Origin of the sequence: Pseudoduganella sp. UC29_71 (genome assembly GCF_042693265.1) — a bacterium.
Lineage (GTDB): Bacteria > Pseudomonadota > Gammaproteobacteria > Burkholderiales > Burkholderiaceae_D > Rugamonas.
The window spans coordinates 536,884-554,626 of record NZ_CP170549.1 but is presented as its reverse complement, the minus strand read 5'-3'; the positions used below and the strand labels follow the sequence as shown (position 1 = coordinate 554,626).

Genomic DNA, 17,743 nt, shown 5'->3' with positions numbered 1-17,743 from the left:
TCGCTTCCGGACCGTGATTCAGTATATCAGCAATAAAAAAAAGGCAATTGATTAGTGCGCTATGGTGCGGCGCAAAAAAGCAAAAACCGCCGCCCCTTGCGGGGGCGGCGGTTTTTTTTAGCGCTCAGCGATTACGCTTCGCGGGAAGCTTTCTTACGCTCGTGCTCTTTCAGGAAGCGCTTGCGCAGACGGATCGATTTCGGGGTGATTTCCACCAGTTCGTCGTCGTCGATGAATTCCACGGCGTATTCCAGCGACATCTGGATAGGCGGCACCAGGCGCACAGCTTCGTCGGTACCCGACGAACGCACGTTGGTCAGCTGCTTGCCCTTGATCGGGTTGACCACCAGGTCGTTGTCGCGCGAGTGGATGCCGATGATCATGCCTTCGTACACCGGGTCGTTGTGGACCACGAACATGCGGCCGCGATCCTGCAGTTTCCAGATGGCGTAGGCCACGGCGGCGCCGTCGTCCTGCGAGATCAGCACGCCGTTGCGGCGGCCGCCCAGTTCACCCTTGGTGTTGTCCACAGGGCCGTAGGCGTCGAACACGTGGCTCATCAGGCCGGTGCCGCGGGTCAGGGTCATGAATTCGCCCTGGAAGCCGATCAGGCCACGCGCAGGGATGCGGTATTCCAGGCGCACACGGCCTTTGCCGTCCGATTCCATGTTCTGCAGGTCGCCACGGCGGCGGCCCAGTTCTTCCATTACGCCGCCCTGGTTGACTTCTTCCACGTCAACGCTCAGCTGTTCAAACGGCTCGTGGCGCACGCCATCGACCATCTTGAACACCACGCGTGGACGCGACACGGCCAGCTCGAAGCCTTCGCGGCGCATGTTTTCGATCAGGATGGTCAGGTGCAGTTCGCCGCGGCCCGATACTTCGAACACGGTGTCGTCGTCGGTCGGCGCGACGCGCAGTGCCACGTTGGCCTTCAGTTCCTTGTCCAGGCGGTCGCGCAGCTGGCGCGAGGTCACGAACTTGCCTTCGCGGCCAGCCAGCGGCGAGTTGTTGACCATGAAGTTCATGGTCAGGGTCGGTTCGTCGACGGTCAGCATCGGCAGCGCGTCCGGGGTGTCCGGTGCGCATACGGTCGAGCCTATGCCGATTTCTTCGATACCGTTGATCAGGATGATGTCGCCGGCGACGGCTTCGTCCACCAGCACGCGCTCCAGGCCCTTGAAGTTCAGCACCTGGTTGATGCGGCCCTTTTGCGGGGTCGAACCAGGACCGTTCAGGAATACCACGTCCTGGCCAGCTTTCACGCGGCCGCGGGACACGCGGCCGATGCCGATCTTGCCCACGTAGGACGAGTAGTCCAGCGAGGTGATCTGCATCTGCAGCGGGCCGTCCGGATTGTCGTCGCGCACCGGCACGTATTTCAGGATGGCGTCGAACAGCGGCTTCATGTCGCCGCCGCGCACGTCGTCGGTCATGCCGGCGTAGCCGTTCAGGCCCGATGCGTACACGATAGGGAAGTCCAGCTGCTCATCGGTTGCGCCCAGCTTGTCGAACAGTTCGAAGGTCTGGTTGATGGCCCAGTCGGCGCGCGCGCCCGGACGGTCGATCTTGTTCACCACGACGATAGGCTTCAGGCCCAGGGCCAGCGCCTTGCGGGTCACGAAACGGGTCTGTGGCATCGGGCCTTCCTGCGCATCGATCAGCAGCAGCACCGAGTCCACCATCGACAGCACGCGCTCCACCTCGCCGCCGAAGTCGGCGTGGCCCGGGGTGTCGACGATGTTGATGTGAGTGCCTTCGTATTCGACTGCGCAGTTCTTCGACAGAATCGTAATGCCGCGCTCTTTTTCGAGGTCGTTCGAGTCCATCACGCGGGTGTCGACCGCCTGGTTTTCACGGAAGGTGCCGGACTGCTTCAGCAGTTGGTCCACAAGGGTGGTTTTGCCGTGGTCAACGTGAGCGATGATGGCGATATTGCGAATTGCGCGTTTAGTATTAGACATAGTCGTTGTATTTACAGAAAAACTGCGGAGTGAATGCGAATGCGGTCACTGGAACCCACTATTATAGCATGTTGCGGGGCAAGGATACTGGCGGGTTACGCGACGCTGATCAGGCGCTCGGGCGCCAGGATGTCGTACTCGCCCAACTGGGCGGTGCCGAGCAGCTTCTCGCCCAGGTAGACGCGCACGCGGCCGGGCACCTGCTCCAGCCTGGGCGGCGCGACTGCGGGCTCTTTGCCCAGCGGCAGGCGCTGCCCGTTCAGGAAGCGCTTGGCCAGCTCCTCGGTCAGCTGCACCGGCGGGAAGGACGACAGCAGCGCGTCCACGGGCGCCAGCAGTTCCAGCGGCGCGGCGTGCGCGGCCACCTCTTCCAGGGTCACCACGCCGTCCATCACCAGCTCGCCGACCTGGATGCGGCGCAGCGCGTTCAGGTGCGCGCCGCAGCCCAGGGCCGCGCCGATATCTTCGCCCAGCACGCGGATGTAGGTGCCCTTGCTGCACGTGACTTCCAGCTTCAGGAACGGCGCCTCGTAGCTGATGAATTCCAGCTTGTGGATGGTGACCGGGCGCGCTGCGCGCTCCAGCGTCACGCCCGCGCGCGCGTATTCGTACAGCGGCTTGCCGTCGCGCTTGAGCGCCGAATACATCGGCGGCACTTGCTCGATGGGGCCGCGGAAGCGCGCCAGCACGGCGTCGATCTGCTCGCGCGTGACGTTCACCTCATGCGTCTCGATGACCTGGCCTTCGGTGTCGCCGGTGTCGGTGCGCTGGCCCAGGTGCACGGTGGTCAGATAGGTCTTGTCCGCTTCCAGCAAGTCCTGCGAGAACTTGGTCGCTTCGCCGAAGCACAGCGGCAGCAGGCCGGTGGCGAACGGGTCCAGCGTGCCGGTGTGGCCCGCCTTCTTCGCGTTCAGCATGCGCTTGGCCTTGATCAGCGCGTCGTTGGAGGACAGGCCGACCGGCTTGTCCAGCAACAGCACGCCATCGACGATGTCGCGCACGCGTTTTACTTTGGCTTGATTCATTCGGCTTGGTCCGAACCTTCCTCGTCGTCGAGGGCGCGGGTGGAATTGGCCTGGTCGATCAGCGCCGACAGCTCCATGCCGCGCGAGGCGGACATGTCGTGGTGGAAGTGCAGCGCCGGCAGCGTGTGGATGTGCAGGCGCTTGCCCAGCATGTTGCGCAGGTAGCCGGAGGCCGCGTTCAGGCCGGCCAGCGTGTTCTTCACGGTTTCCGGATCGTCCTTCAGCATGGTGAAGTAGATCTTGGCGTGCGCGTAGTCCGGCGTGAGCTGCACTTCGGACAGGGTGATCATGCCCACGCGCGGGTCCTTCAGTTCGAAGGCGATCAGCTCGGACAGGTCTTTCTGGATCTGGTCTGCCACGCGCAGGCCGCGCGCCGGGATGGTTTTGCTATGTTTTGCCATGATGTGTTACCTAAAAAAGATGGCGGGTCAATGACCCGCCCTACGGTGTAGGGCAGAGCATTGACCCGCCAGTGCGCCGAACCGCTATTACAGCGTACGGGCGATTTCCTGCACTTCGAACACTTCCAGGGTGTCGCCAACCTGGATTTCGTTGTAGTTCTTCAGCGACAAGCCGCATTCCAGGCCGGCGCGTACTTCTTTCGCATCGTCCTTGAAGCGCTTGAGCGAATCGATCTCGCCGGTCCACAGCACGATGTTGTTGCGCAGCAGACGGACGGACGACGAACGCTTGACCACGCCATCGGTAACCAGGCAGCCGGCAATCGCGCCGACCTTGGACACCAGGATAACCTGGCGCACTTCGACCTGGCCGATGACCTGCTCGCGGCGCTCCGGCGCCAGCATGCCCGACAGCGCTGCCTTCACCTCTTCGATCGCGTCGTAGATGATGTTGTAGTAGCGGATGTCCACGCCGTTCGACTCGGCCAGCTTGCGCGCCTGTGCATCGGCACGGGCGTTGAAGCCGATGATGACCGCTTTCGAGGCCACCGCCAGGTTGACGTCCGATTCCGTGATGCCGCCCACCGCCGCGTGCACAACCTGTACGCGCACTTCGGAGGTCGACAGCTTCTGCAGCGAGGAAACCAGCGCTTCCTGCGAACCCTGCACGTCGGTCTTGACGATCAGCGGCAGGTTCTTCACTTCGCCTTCGGCCATCTGTTCGAACATGTTTTCCAGCTTGGCCGCCTGCTGCTTGGCCAGCTTCACGTCGCGGAACTTACCTTGACGGAACAGGCCGATCTCACGGGCTTTACGCTCGTCAGCCATGACCATGACTTCTTCGCCGGCGGCCGGCACTTCGGTCAGACCCTGGATTTCAACCGGGATCGATGGACCGGCTTCGGACACCGACTTGCCGTTCTCGTCCAGCATGGCGCGCACGCGGCCATAGGAGGAGCCGGCCAGCACGACGTCGCCGCGCTTCAGGGTACCGGACTGCACCAGGATGGTGGCCACGGGACCGCGGCCCTTGTCCAGGCGGGCTTCCACCACCAGGCCGCGCGCTGGCGCGTCGACCGGTGCTTTCAGTTCCAGCACTTCGGCTTGCAGCAGCACTTGCTCCAGCAGGTCGTCGATGCCCTGGCCGGTTTTCGCCGACACCGGCACGAACGGCGAATCGCCGCCGTATTCTTCCGGCACCACTTGTTCCGAGATCAGTTCCTGCGTCACGCGCTCCAGGTTGCCGCCCGGTTTGTCGATCTTGTTGATCGCCACCACCAGCGGTACGCCTGCAGCTTTCGCGTGGGCGATTGCTTCCTTCGTTTGCGGCATCACGCCGTCGTCCGCCGCCACCACCAGGATGACGATGTCGGTTGCCTTGGCGCCGCGGGCACGCATGGCCGTAAAGGCTTCGTGGCCCGGGGTATCCAGGAAGGTGATGGTGCCGCGCGGCGTGTCGACGTGGTAAGCGCCGATGTGCTGCGTAATGCCGCCGGCTTCGCCGGACGCCACTTTGGCGCGGCGGATGTAGTCCAGCAGCGAGGTCTTGCCGTGGTCGACGTGACCCATGACGGTCACGACAGGCGCGCGCGAGGTGGACTCGAAGTGAGCGTGCTCACCCTGGTCCGCCAGCAGCGCTTCCGGATCGTCCTCGGCGGCGGCGTGGGCTTTGTGGCCCATTTCTTCCACCAGGATCATCGCGGTTTCCTGGTCCAGCACCTGGTTGATGGTGCACATCTGGCCCAGCTTCATCAGCTGCTTGATGACCTCGGATGCCTTGACGGACATCTTGTGCGCCAGTTCGGCCACGGTGATGGTTTCCGGCACGTGCACATCTTTGACGATGGCTTCGGTCGGCGCCTGGAAATTGGTCTCGCGGTCATCCGCGTGCGAACCGCCACGGCGGCCGCCACGGCCACCGCTGCGCCAGCCGTCGCGGCCGCCGGTCGAACCGGTGTTGCCGCCGCGGCCCTTGCCTGCGCCGCCGCCAGGGGCGCCGCGCTTCTTGGCGTCATCCTGCCAGGTCGAGGACACATTGGCCGACTTGATGGATTTCTTGTCGCCGGCGGCAGGCTTCTTGTCGCCCGGCTTGTCGGTGGCTGGCTTCTTGTCGGCAGGCTTGTGCAGCGTGCCTTCAGCGGCCTTGGCCTTGACGGGTACCGGAGCCGGGGTCGGCTCAGGCGCCTTGATGGCGCGGCGCGGCGCGTTCATCATGGCCTTGATCTGCGCCACTTCGTCGGCCACGGCCTTGCGTGCGCGCTCGGTGGCGGCAGCGCGTTCGGCGGCTTCCTTGTTGGCTTGTTCGGCGGCCTTCTTCGCTTCTTCAGCGGCAGCGGCCTTCTTCGCTTCGGCGGCAGCGTCCACCACCGGCGCGCTGGCGGCGGCAGGCTTGTCGGCGGCGGCCTTGGCGGCAGCGGCGGCCTTCTTCGCTTCGGCGTCGGCGGCTTTCTTCGCTTCGGCTTCGGCTTCGGCGGCGGCCTTGGCTTGTTCAGCCTTTTCCGATTCCAGCTTGGCCAGGCGTTCCTGCTTCTCGCGCAGTTCCGCTTCCTGGCGGGCGATCAGCTCGGCCTGTTTGCGGGCGTCTTCCTCGCGGCGCGCCACTTCGGCGGCGTCCACCACCGGTGCGGCAGGCGCAGCAGGCGGGGCCACCACGTCGTCGCGCTGGACGAAGGTGCGTACTTTCTTGACCGCGACCTGGATGGTGCGGGATTTGCCAGTGGCGTCAGCCTGCTTGATCTCGGTGGTTTCCTTGCGGGTCAGCGTGATCTTCTTTTTTCCGTGTCCGCGCCTGCGCCATGGGTGCGGCGCAGGTGTTCCAGCAACTTATCCTTATCATCTTTCGACAATGGATCTGACGTCGAACTCTTTTCGACGCCAGCAGAACGCAGCTGCGTCAGCAGCAAATCTGCAGGCATCTTCAGTTCGGTGGCAAATTGGGCTACGTTGTTACTCGCCATTCAGTCCTCTTTTCTATGTGTCGCGGAGATGATAAAGATACTCAAATTATGCCTTTGCGGATTCGGCCGCCGACCAGGCTTTGGCTTGCAGGGCCTTGGCGCGGTCGTCGTACTTCGAGTCAACCAACTTCATCTCATCGTCGGTCACATCTTCAAATTCACTTGCAATCAGTGCACGGGCACGGTCGGCGGACAGGGCCAGGATGGCGCCAAATTCGTCGTAAGCCAGTGCGGCAAAAGCTTCTACGGTCTTGATACCAGCCAGACCCAGCTTGCCGGCGGTGATACGGTCCATGCCTTCCAGACCAACCAGCGCCTCGTCCATGCCTTCCAGACCTTCTTCCGAGGCGATCGCCTCGGTCACCAGCGCATCGCGTGCGCGGGTCCGCAATTCATTGACGGTATCTTCGTCAAACGCGTCGATTTCCAGCATTTCGGAGATCGGCACGTAAGCAATTTCTTCCAGGCTGGCAAAGCCCTCTTCCACCAGGATGTCGGCCACTTCCTGGTCGACGTCCAGTTTTTCCATGAACAGCGCGCGGATCGCGGCCGTTTCCTGGGCTGCCTTGTCGGCCGATTCCTCGGCCGTCATGATGTTGATCTTCCAGCCGGTCAGGTCGGCGGCCAGGCGCACGTTCTGGCCCGAGCGGCCGATGGCGATGGCCAGGTTTTCCTCGTCCACCACCACGTCCATGGCGTGCTTTTCTTCGTCCACCATGATGGACGACACATTGGCCGGGGCCAGCGCGCCGATGACGAACTGGGCCGGATCTTCCGACCACAACACGATGTCCACGCGCTCGCCGCCCAGCTCGCCGGTCACGGCCTGCACGCGCGAACCGCGCATGCCGACGCAGGTGCCGATCGGGTCGATGCGCTTGTCGGCCGTGTAGACGGCGATCTTGGCGCGCACGCCGGCGTCGCGGGCGGCGGATTTAATTTCCAGCATGCCCTGCTCGATTTCCGGCACTTCCAGCTCGAACAGCTTCATGATGAATTCCGGCGCGGTGCGCGACAGGATCACCTGCGGGCCGCGCATATTGCGGTCCACGCGCAGGATGAAGGCACGCACGCGGTCGCCGATACGCAGATTCTCTTTCGGGATCATCTGGTCGCGCGGCAGGCGCGCTTCGATCTTGCCCGATTCGACGATGGCATCGCCGCGCTCCATGCGCTTGATGGTGCCGGTCACGAGCGAGTCGCCGCGTTCGAGGAAGTCGGCCAGGATCTGCTCGCGCTCGGCGTCGCGCACGCGCTGCAGCACCACTTGCTTGGTGTCCTGCGCGAAGCGGCGGCCGAATTCCACGGATTCGATCGGCTCTTCGATGTGGTCGTCCACTTCGATGTCCGGGATCTGTTCCTTGGCTTCGAACAGCAGCACTTCCTGGTCGGGCAGCTGCAGGCCGGCTTCGTCGGGCACCACGTGCCAGCGGCGGAAGGATTCGAACTCACCCGAATCGCGGTCGATCGAAACGCGGATGTCGACCTCGCCTTCGTAGCGCTTCTTCGTGGCTTGCGCCAGCGCGAACTCGAGCGCACCAAAGACCACGTCCTTGTCGACGTTTTTTTCACGCGCCAGCGCGTCCACCAATAACAAAACTTCGCGACTCATGCTTTGCGTCCCTTAAAATCCACCTGCGGCACCAAGCGTGCCTTATCCATATCGGCGAGCGTAAACTCCAACAGCGCCGGACCTTCTTTACCTTCAAACTCCAACGCCAGCTGGTCGCCTTGCGGTTCCTGCAGCACGCCCTGGAAGGACTTGCGGTTGGAAGTGCCTGGCATGGCGACCTTCAGTTTGACGATGGCTTCGCAACCTGCGAAGCGGGTGAAATCTTCCAATTTGCGCAGCGGCCGATCCAGGCCGGGCGACGAAATCTCCAGCCGCTCGTAGTTGACGTTTTCGACCGTCAGCACATGGCTCAGCTGGTGGCTGACCGTGGCGCAGTCTTCAACCGTGATCGGGCCTTTTTCGGCCGCATCCGCCGCGCTGAAATCGATATAGACACGCAGCAGTCCGCGCTCGGCCCGTTCGACATCAACCAGCTCGTAGCCCAGACCGGTGACGGTCTTTTCAATTAGTTCCGGCAGTTGCAAAAAAATTTCTCCGCTAAAAACGGTTCACCAAAAAAAAAATGGGCAATTGCCCATCTTCTTGTATTCCAATCCAGATGAAAGCACACTCAGCGTTAAAACCTGCGTATCACTTTTCCTAGGCTGGTCATTATAACCGCCAATTGGCTTCGCTGCAATGCCACATACCACAGTGGACGCGCAAACAACAATCAAAACCGCCAAAAAACCCGGCCGACCGTGCGAATTCTGCCAGCCTGAGCCGCATTCGGGGTCAGGCCCCGAATGCGGCTCAGGCTGCTGGATCGATCAGCCTTTGCGGCGGCGCGGCATGCCGTGGTCGGAGGCGGCGCCGCGCGGGTGCGGGTTGCCGCGGCGCTGGCCGCCGGCGTTGGCGAAGCCGAAGGTGGTTTGCAGCGGGTCCGGCTGGCGCGGGCCTTTCGGTCCCTTGCCGCCTGCGCCCTGGCCGCCCTGGCCACGGCCGGGACCGCCCTGCGCGCCGCCGGCGCCACCGGGACGGCCCGAACCTGGACGGCCGGAGCCGCCCGCGCCGCCCGGACGGCCGAAGCCGCCGCCCTGGCCGGCGCCGAAATAGGCGCCCTGGCCACGGCCCTGGCCGCGCGGTGCTTGCGGGAACGGGTCGGCGTTCTTGTTGCTGACGTCCATGCGGTTGCCGTTCGGCTCGCCGTCGTCGTGTTCGTCGCGGTCGCGGCGCGGCTTCTGGTTGCCGCGCTGGCCGCCCTGGACCGGCGCTGGCCCCTGGCCACGGCCGCTTGGCGCGCCTTGCGGACGCTTCTGGCCGCCATGGCCGCCCTGGGCGGCTTCGCCCGGCTGCTTTTTCTCGACGCCATACGCGGCCAGCAGGTCGCGCACGGTGTTTTCTTCCATTTCTTCCCAGCGGCCGCGCTTCAGGTCGCTTGGCAGCGTCATGGCGCCGTAGCGGGTACGGATCAGGCGCGACACGGTCAGGCCAATGGCTTCGAACATGCGGCGCACCTCGCGGTTGCGGCCTTCGCTGATGACCACGCGGTACCAGCGGTTGATGCCTTCACCGCCGCCGTCGGCGATCTTGGAGAAGTTGGCCATGCCGTCTTCCAGCTCCACGCCGGCCAGCAGTTTCTGGCGCATGCCCTCTTCCAGCGTGCCCAGCGTACGCACCGCGTATTCGCGGTCGATGTTGTAGCGCGGGTGCATCAGGCGGTTAGCCAGGTCGCCGGAGGTGGTGAACAGCAGCAGGCCTTCGGTGTTAAAGTCCAGGCGGCCGATGGCCAGCCATTTGCCGGCCTTCATGGTCGGCAGGCGGTCGAATACCGATGGGCGGCCATCCGGGTCGTCGTGCGACACGATCTCGCCGGCAGGCTTGTGGTACACCAGCACGCGCGGCGGCTTCTTGCTTACCTTGCGCTGGATCAGCTTGCCGTTGATGCGCACGGCATCGGTCGGCAGGATGCGCTGGCCGATGTGGGCCGGCTCGCCGTTGACCGACACGCGGCCGGCAACGATCAGGTCTTCCATGTCGCGGCGCGAGCCCAGGCCGGCTTCGGCCAGCACCTTGTGCAGCTTGGGCGCGTCGTCTTCGGCGGTCAGGTCGCGGCGCACGGCCTTGGCCGGGGCGCGGCCCTTGCCGTCTTCGCGGTCGAAGGCGTCGGAGGTGGCGTAGGCGAACGCGGCATCGGCTTCGCTCAGCTTGGCGCCGCCCTGGCCGGCTTGCGCGCCCTGGCCACCCTGGCCGCGCTGCTTGCCCTTCTTCTTGTTCTTGTTGCGGCCTTCGTTGCGCGGGCCGCGCTCGTGGCGCTGGCCTTGACCCTGAACGGCCGGGCCTGCGCCCTCGCCTTCCGCCGCGCCTGCAGCCGGAGCGCCGGCGGCACCCGAAGCAGCGTCAGCGGCGGCAGGAGCCGGCGCTGGGCGGGTGGCTTCACGCACGGCGCGCAGTTCGCGCATCTGGCGCGGGCCGCGCGGGCGGCGATCGGATTTGTCTTGCTTGCCACCCTGGGCGGCGTCGCCGGCCGGCGCGTCGCCGGAGGCAGCTTGCGCGGCGGGCACGCCAGCGTCGGCAGCGGCGGCCGGTGCGTCGGCTTTCGGCTTCTTGGCACGCGGCGCTTTCGCTGGCGCGGCTTCGGCCGGTGCGGCAGCGGCAGCGGCAGGCGCGGCGGCGAACCCGGCGGGGGCAGCGGCGCCGCTATCGGCGCCGTCGGCGGCCTTGGCCGGCTTGGCGCGCGGCTTTTTCACGGGCGCGGCGGCGTCAGCGGCCACAGCGGCGGCAGGCGCATCGGCGGCGTCGACCTTGGTCTTGCGTTTCGGTTTCGGCGTCTCGCCGGCTGCCAGCGCCGCGTTGTTGTCGGCTTCGATCTGGGCTTTGGTGCGGCGCTTAGGCTTGGCTGCCGCGTCGGCGGCAGGGGCGCCGGCGACAGTCTCTGGGGTATCAGTGTTGTTCATTATTCATTTCTTGGTTGGGCTCAGCGTCAACCGTCGTTTCAGGCGCAAGGGCGTGAGCCGGTGCCTCATTGATGGGCGGCGCGGCGTGTTGCGCCGCTTTGTCAAAGTTCTCCTGCAGGGCTGCTTCCAGCGCTTCCATGTCGGGCGCGCCACCTCGCATATCGCTGATTTGCTGCAACGGCGGCAGCTGGGACAGCGAATTGAGTCCCAAATCATCCAAAAAGTGCTTGGTGGTGCCCAGCAGGGCGGGCCGTCCCAGCACATCGCGATAGCCGACTACATCGACCCAACCGCGGTCTTCCAGCATCTTGATCGTCTGCGAATTCACGGCCACGCCGCGAATTTCCTCGATATCGCCGCGCGTTACCGGCTGGCGGTAGGCGATGATAGCGAGCGTTTCCAGCGTCGCACGCGAGTATTTCTGCGGCTTTTCCGGATTCAGGCGGTCCAGATATACCTTCATATCCGGCCGGCTCTGGAAGCGCCAGCCCGTGGCCAGGCTCACCAGCTCGACGCCGCGCCCGTCCCACTCCAGCTTCAGTTCTTCCAGTATTTCCTTGATCGCATCGGTGCCCAGGCCGTCATTGCGCGGCCGGCCCTGATCATCCAGCTCGACAAACAGCTTTTTCAGGCTGTGAATCGACAGAGGCTCATGCGCGCATAGCAAAGCGGTTTCGAGGACCTTTTTCGCCTCAACTCTAATCATAGCTTCTTGTGTTTGCAAAATAATTGCAAGATGTGCGCCCGGCCTATGCGCGCTGGGCAGGGGCAGTACCGATGGGGATGGAGGTGTCAGGTCCAACTGCGGCAATTGTACCTGATAAAACTACGAAACGGATAATTTGTCCAGTCAACCGGAACAAGAATTACGCAGAGGCAAGTCGATCGCTCAAGATTGCCGAAACGCCAACGAATGCCGGGTACTGGGCGGTAATGACGAAAGTGGGGATGCGCGCCAGGTACTGCGCGAAGCGGCCCTTCTGCTCGTAGCGGGCGCGGAAACCGGAGCGGTCGAAGCGTGCGCCCAGGCGCGGCACGATGCCGCCGCCTATATAGATGCCGCCCTGCGCGCCCAAGGTCACGCCCAGGTTGCCGGCCACGGTGCCCAGCATGCAGCAGAAGGTTTCCACGACCTCGTCGCACAGCGCGCATTCGCCGTCCAGCGCGCGGCGCACGATTTCCGGCACGGCAATCTGCTCGGCGGACACGCCACGGTGGTGGCACAGCGCGCGGTAGATCAGTTCTATGCCCACGCCGGACATCAGGCGCTCGGCCGACACGTGCTCGAACTCGGTCCACGCGTATTGCAGGATGGCCACTTCGGTCGGGTTGGCCGGCGAGAAGCTGACATGGCCGCCCTCGCTCAGCAGCGCGGTCCAGCCGCCATCCTTGCCCGGGATCAGTCCGGACACGCCCAGGCCGGTGCCCGCGCCGATCAGGCCCAGCGGCGCGCCGGCTTGCGCCGTGCCGCCGCCCACCTGGCGCTTTTGCTCGTCCGACAGGAAAGGCAGCGAGCTGGCCAGGGCCGTAAAGTCGTTCACCACCGCCAGCACGTCGAAGCCGCACTCGGTGCGCAGCGCCTCGATGGAGAATTCCCAGTGATGATTGGTCATGCGCACGAAGTCGCCGGTCACCGGGTTGGCGATGGCGATGGCGCCGTGGCGGATGCCGCCGCCGGCCACGGCCGCCACTTCGGGCAACGCCAGATAGGCGCGCAGCGCATCGGCCAGGCTCGGATAGTCCGCGCAGGCCAGCACATTGATGTGGGCAATGCTGCCAGCAGCCACTTCCAGCGCAAAACGGGCATTGGTGCCGCCCACGTCCGCCAATAAACGCGGGCCGCCTGGGAAGCCGGAATGTTGAGGGGAAGTAGGCTGGACAGTCATGATGGCGAAAAAATAGTTGAGGCCTTAGCTTAAAGGAAATCCCGTCCAGCGCGCAAGCCTTCTTTGTAGTTTTAGTACATTTTCAAACCCACTGAGAACAAAAACTAACGTTTCGCAATAATCCCAACGTAGTATGACTACCGCCCAAAAGCAAAAAACCCCGGCCGAAGCCAGGGTTTAGCGGTCCAGTAAATCCGTAGGGCGGGTTAGCGGCGCGCCGCGTAAGCCGCCAGCTCAGCCGTGGGACGCCGTAACAGCCGAATCCGCCTCATCGCGCGGCCGGCGCAGCTCATGGGCAAACGCGGTATTCCACGCGTCCAGGCCGCCGTGCAGCGGCCGCGCATAGCTGTAACCCTTGGCGTGCATCTGCTTGGCCACGTGGGCGGCAGTGACATCGTTCGGGCAGCTGCAATAGACGATGATATGGCGGTCCTTGGGCAGCGCCGCAATCACGCCCAGCGGGTCGCCGTTGACCAGCAGCGCCCCCGGCACAGCCGGTTCCAGCATTTGCGCGGTGGCGCTGCGCGCGTCCACCATCACGGGCGCGTGGCCGTCCATCAGCAACTGCTTGAGCTCGTCCACGGTGATGCGCTCCATCTGCACCGCCTGCTGGAAGCGCTTGCGCTCCACATATTTGTACAGGATGAACAGCAGCAGCAGCGCGCCCAGCACGGTCAGCGCAGTACTGCCCATGGTGGAGAGCACATCCAGCACGTCGTCGATGCTCTGGTGGAAGTAGGCGCCGATGCTGATGCCGGTGCCGCACCAGATCAGCCCGCCCGGCACGCTGAAGCCGAGGAAGCGCGGATAGGAAGTCCCCATGGCGCCCGACATCGGCGGCGCAATGGTATTGAAACCTGGAATGAATTTGGCGACCAGCAGCGACTTCGGCCCCCAGCGGCGGAAGTTGTCCTCGGTCTGGCTGACGCAGTAGTCCGGCGACAGCGAGATGCGGCACAGCAGCTTCAGGATGCGCTTGCCGTAGCGGCGGCCGGCGCGGAACCAGAAGAAGTCGCTCACCGAGCAGGCCAGCAGCGCGGCAGCCAGCACGCCGCCCCAGTGCAGCTCGCCGTTCGCCGCCAGCGCGCCGGCGACGATGAGCAGCGGGAAGGCGGGAATGGGCAGCCCCATCTGTTCGATCAGGACAACCGCAAACACGATGAACACACCGTATTCCTGCAGCAATGAGAGTAAGTTCGCCATGGTGGTGCTATCTTATCCGAAATCGTGACGCGGGATCGCCCCAAGCAGCGTACGGGTATAGGGATGTGTGGGATTGCGGTACAACTGGTCCGAATCGGCCAGCTCCACCACCTCCCCCTTGCGCATCACCATCACCTGGTCGGCGATGTACTTCACCACCGACAAATCGTGCGAAATGAAGATGTAGGACAGGCCGAACTCGTCCTGCAAGTCCTGCAGCAGGTTCAGCACCTGTGCCTGCACCGACACGTCCAGCGCCGACACCGATTCGTCGCAGACCAGGATTTCCGGCTTCATCGTCAGGCAGCGCGCGATGGCGATGCGCTGCCGCTGGCCGCCGGAAAATTCGTGCGGGTAGCGATGGAAGGCATGTGCGGGCAGCCCCACCCTTTCCAAGAGCTGGTACGCGTTTTCCACACGCTCGCGCTCGCTGGCGCCGATGTTGTGCAGCTTCATCGGCTCCAGCAGGATCTGGCCCACCGTGAAGCGCGGGTTCAGCGAGGCGTACGGATTCTGGAAAATGATCTGGATGCGGCGCTTGTAGGCCATGTACTCCCTGGCCGGCATGGAGATCAGGTCCTTGCCCTCGAACATGGCGGTGCCGCCGGTGGCCTGGTGCAGGCGCAGCAGGGTCAGGCCGACCGTGGTCTTGCCGGAACCGGATTCGCCGACAACGCCCAGCGTCTTGCCGCGCGCCAGCTTGAACGACACGCCCTTGACCGCCTGGAACTCGCGCTTGCCGAACAGGCCTTCGCGGAAGTAGAAGCTCTTGCTGAGATTGTCCACCACCAGCACGTGCTCGTCGTCCGGCGCGCTGCCGCGCTGGCGCTGCTTAAGCTGCGTCAGCTGCATCGGGCCGGTGCCGGCGCCGGCCTGCGCTTCCATGTAATCGTTGATGACCGGCAGGCGCCATGGGCGCGCATCCAGCGACGGGCGGCAGTGCAGCAGCGCCTTGGTGTAGCTGTCCTGCGGGTTGCCGAAGATCTGCCTGGTTTCGCCGGTCTCGCGCACGTCGCCGTGGCGCATGACGATCACGTGGTCGGCGATCTCGCCCACCAGGCCCAGGTCGTGCGTGATGAACAGCACCGACATCTGGCGCTGCTTCTGCAGGCTGGCGATCAGCTCCATGATCTGCTTCTGGATGGTGACGTCCAGCGCCGTGGTGGGCTCGTCGGCGATCAGCAGCCTGGGCTCGCAGGCGATGGCCATGGCGATCATCACGCGCTGCTGCTGGCCGCCGGACATCTGGCTGGGGTAGGCGTCGATCTTGTGCGCCGGATCGGGAATGCCGACTTCGTCCAGCAGCGCCAGCGTGCGCGCCCTCGCCTCCTTCTTGTTCATGCCCATGTGCCGGCGCAGCACCTCGCCGATCTGGTAGCCCACCGTGAACACGGGGTTGAGCGAGGACATCGGCTCCTGGAAGATCATCGAGATGTCCTTGCCGCACATGCGGCGGCGCTCGTCCACGGAGAGCTTGAGCACGTCCTGGCCCTGGAACAGGATGCTGCTGGCAGCGTCGATCAGCGTGGTGTCCGGCGGCAGCAGGCCCATCACGGCCAGCGAGCTGACCGACTTGCCGCTGCCCGATTCGCCCACCAGCGCCACCGTGCTGTTGCGCGGCACGGCGAAGCTGATGCCTTTCACGGCCTCGAAGGTATTGGTCTTGTCGATGCGGAAGCGCACGCGCAGGTCGCGCACTTCGAGCAGGTTGGCGTTGTCCATTTACTTCACTTTCGGATCGAGGGCGTCGCGCAGCGCGTCGGTGAACAGGGAGAAGGCGGTAACCAGCAGCGCCATCGCGGTGGCGGCCGCCGTCAGCTGCCACCACTTGCCGAGGATGAGTTCGTTCTGCGCCTCGTTCAGCATGGAACCCCAGCTGACCACGCCCACCGGCACGCCGAAGCCGAGGAAGCTGAGGATGACTTCGGCCTTGATGAAGCCCACCACCAGGATGGACAGCTGCACCAGCGCGACGTGGCTGACGTTGGGGAAGATGTGCGAGAACATCTTGCGCCAGCTGGAGGCGCCGATGGCGTCGGCCGCCATCACGTATTCGCGCGCCTTGTGCTTGATGTATTCGGCGCGCATCAGGCGGTAGGGGCCGGTCCAGCCGGTCAGGCCGAGTATCAGGACGATGGTGGCGACGCCCTTTTGCTGCAGCACGGCCGCCACCGTCAGTATCATCAGGATGGACGGGATGGAGGTGAAGATGCTGTAGAACCAGTTGAAGAAGTCGTCCACCAGGCCGCCGTAGAAGCCGGAGACGGCGCCGAACAGGGTGCCGAGTGAGACCGCCACCAAGGCAGCGACCAGGCCGACCACGATGGAGGTTTCGCCGCCTTTGATGGTTTTCTTGATGACGTCGTGGCCCCATTTGTCGGCGCCGAAGGGCAGCGAGGGACGGCGCTCGGGCGGAGCCAGCGCGGCGGCGGGGAGTGTGGCGCGCAGGGCTTGCAGGTCGGCGGCCAGGGGGTCGAATTCGTTGGGCGGCGGCGGCTCGCGGCGGGTTACGTGCTGCGCACTAACCCGCCCTACGGCTTCGGTTGCGTCGCTGGCCAGGAAGGATGGCGGGGCGTAGTTGGTGCCGACTTCGTCTTCCCAGTCCTTGACGATGAGGCCGCTGGCGGACAGTGCCAGCAGCAGCATGAAGATGCCGACGACGGCCAGCGCGGCCATGGCCACGCGGTCGGCGCGCAAGCGGCGCCAGGCGAGTGCCCACAGTCCGGGGGCGGCGTGTGAATTTTGCATCTGCACTGTTACCTCAATTGCACGCGCGGATCGACTGCCTGGTACAGCAGGTCGGTCAGCAGGTTGAACACCATGGTGGCGGCGGCCACGTAGACGGTGATGGCTTTGATGACGGGGAAATCGCTGCGCTCGACCGCCAGGATCACTTCGCGCCCGATGCCGGGAATGCCGAAGAAGCGCTCCAGCAGGAAGGCGCCGATCAGCAGCGCCGGCAGGCTGGCCATCACGTGCGTGATGATGGGGATGGCGGCGTTGCGCAGCACGTGCACCCACATCACGCGGCGCTCGGGCAAGCCCTTGGCGCGCGCGGTGCGCACGTAGTCCTGGTTCACCTCGTCCAGCACGAAGGTGCGGTACAGGCGCAAGGTGGGCGCGATCGACACCGCCAGCCCGATCAGGATGGGCAAGGTGGCATAGCGCAGCAGGCTGTCCCAGAAACCGCTGCCCCAGCCCTGCACCGGGAACCAGCCCAGCTGGTACGCCAGGCCGTACTGGAACACGATGATGTAGACCAGGATGGAAATCGACATGCCGACGGTGCAGGCTATCATCACCGCGCGGTCCAGCACCGAGCCGCGCACGAAGGCGACGATGAGCGCCAGCGCGATGCCGATCAGCGTTTCCAGGATGGTCAGCGGCACCAGCACCGTCAGCGACGGCCCGAGCCGGGTGGTGATGATGCTGGACACCGCCTCGCCGGTGGCCCAGCTCTGGCCGAAGTCAAAGGTGACGATCTGCTTCAGGAAGATGCCGAGCTGGACGTAGTACGGCTGGTCCACGCCCAGCTGGCGGCGGATATTGGCAATGCTCTCGGCGCTGGACATCTTGCCGGCCAGGATATAGGCCGGATCGCCGCCCACCCAATTGAACAAAACAAACACCAGCAGCACCACGCCCAGCATGGTGGGCAGCATCTGCCACAATCGGCGCAGAATATAGGCAAGCATTAATCAGGTATTCCTTAGAGTTATAGGAGCACCCGCTCCCCCACCATCATCCTTACCCCGGCTGCGCATGCAAGAAAAAGTTATGCTGCGTTGCAATATTTCA

The 17,743-nt window shown here is 64.4% G+C and carries 12 protein-coding genes and 1 pseudogene; all 13 read right to left on the bottom strand.

What is annotated here, in order from left to right:
- Positions 1-131 precede the first annotated feature (131 nt).
- Positions 132-1,964, bottom strand: a complete 1,833-nt coding sequence (gene typA, locus ACFJI2_RS02390) for a translational GTPase TypA (protein WP_107877679.1) — start codon at positions 1,962-1,964, stop codon at positions 132-134.
- Between the two features lie 95 nt (positions 1,965-2,059).
- Positions 2,060-2,989 (bottom strand): tRNA pseudouridine(55) synthase TruB, encoded by a 930-nt coding sequence (gene truB / locus ACFJI2_RS02385; protein WP_377703597.1) that lies wholly within the window; start codon positions 2,987-2,989, stop codon positions 2,060-2,062.
- Entirely contained in the window at positions 2,986-3,390 is a 405-nt protein-coding gene (gene rbfA, locus ACFJI2_RS02380; protein WP_107981682.1) for a 30S ribosome-binding factor RbfA, read from the bottom strand. Before rbfA ends, truB begins: the two co-directional genes overlap by 4 nt.
- Before the next feature lie 87 nt (positions 3,391-3,477).
- Positions 3,478-6,347, bottom strand: a pseudogene (gene infB, locus ACFJI2_RS02375) (translation initiation factor IF-2).
- Between the two features lie 46 nt (positions 6,348-6,393).
- Positions 6,394-7,959 (bottom strand): transcription termination factor NusA, encoded by a 1,566-nt coding sequence (gene nusA, locus ACFJI2_RS02370; RefSeq protein ID WP_107877686.1) that lies wholly within the window; start codon positions 7,957-7,959, stop codon positions 6,394-6,396.
- Positions 7,956-8,444: a ribosome maturation factor RimP gene (gene rimP / locus ACFJI2_RS02365; RefSeq protein WP_377703595.1), complete on the bottom strand. Its 489-nt coding sequence runs from the start codon at positions 8,442-8,444 to the stop codon at positions 7,956-7,958. The genes nusA and rimP overlap by 4 nt, the downstream gene beginning before the upstream one ends.
- Before the next feature lie 285 nt (positions 8,445-8,729).
- Positions 8,730-10,856 (bottom strand): pseudouridine synthase, encoded by a 2,127-nt coding sequence (locus ACFJI2_RS02360; RefSeq protein WP_377703593.1) that lies wholly within the window; start codon positions 10,854-10,856, stop codon positions 8,730-8,732.
- On the bottom strand, positions 10,843-11,562 hold the full coding sequence (gene scpB / locus ACFJI2_RS02355; protein WP_107877692.1) for an SMC-Scp complex subunit ScpB: 720 nt from the start codon (positions 11,560-11,562) through the stop codon (positions 10,843-10,845). Before scpB ends, ACFJI2_RS02360 begins: the two co-directional genes overlap by 14 nt.
- 160 nt (positions 11,563-11,722) lie before the next feature.
- Positions 11,723-12,742, bottom strand: coding sequence for a glucokinase (locus ACFJI2_RS02350; protein ID WP_377703592.1), 1,020 nt, complete (start codon positions 12,740-12,742; stop codon positions 11,723-11,725).
- A 234-nt stretch (positions 12,743-12,976) separates the two neighbouring features.
- Positions 12,977-13,945: a VTT domain-containing protein gene (locus tag ACFJI2_RS02345; protein ID WP_377703591.1), complete on the bottom strand. Its 969-nt coding sequence runs from the start codon at positions 13,943-13,945 to the stop codon at positions 12,977-12,979.
- A 12-nt stretch (positions 13,946-13,957) separates the two neighbouring features.
- On the bottom strand, positions 13,958-15,667 hold the full coding sequence (locus ACFJI2_RS02340) for an ABC transporter ATP-binding protein (protein ID WP_377703590.1): 1,710 nt from the start codon (positions 15,665-15,667) through the stop codon (positions 13,958-13,960).
- On the bottom strand, positions 15,668-16,693 hold the full coding sequence (locus tag ACFJI2_RS02335; protein ID WP_377703589.1) for an ABC transporter permease: 1,026 nt from the start codon (positions 16,691-16,693) through the stop codon (positions 15,668-15,670).
- 8 nt (positions 16,694-16,701) lie between these two features.
- The gene (locus tag ACFJI2_RS02330) at positions 16,702-17,640 is read right to left on the bottom strand and encodes an ABC transporter permease (RefSeq protein WP_377703588.1); all 939 of its coding nucleotides are present in this window, start codon (positions 17,638-17,640) and stop codon (positions 16,702-16,704) included.
- Between the last annotated feature and the right edge of the window lie 103 nt (positions 17,641-17,743).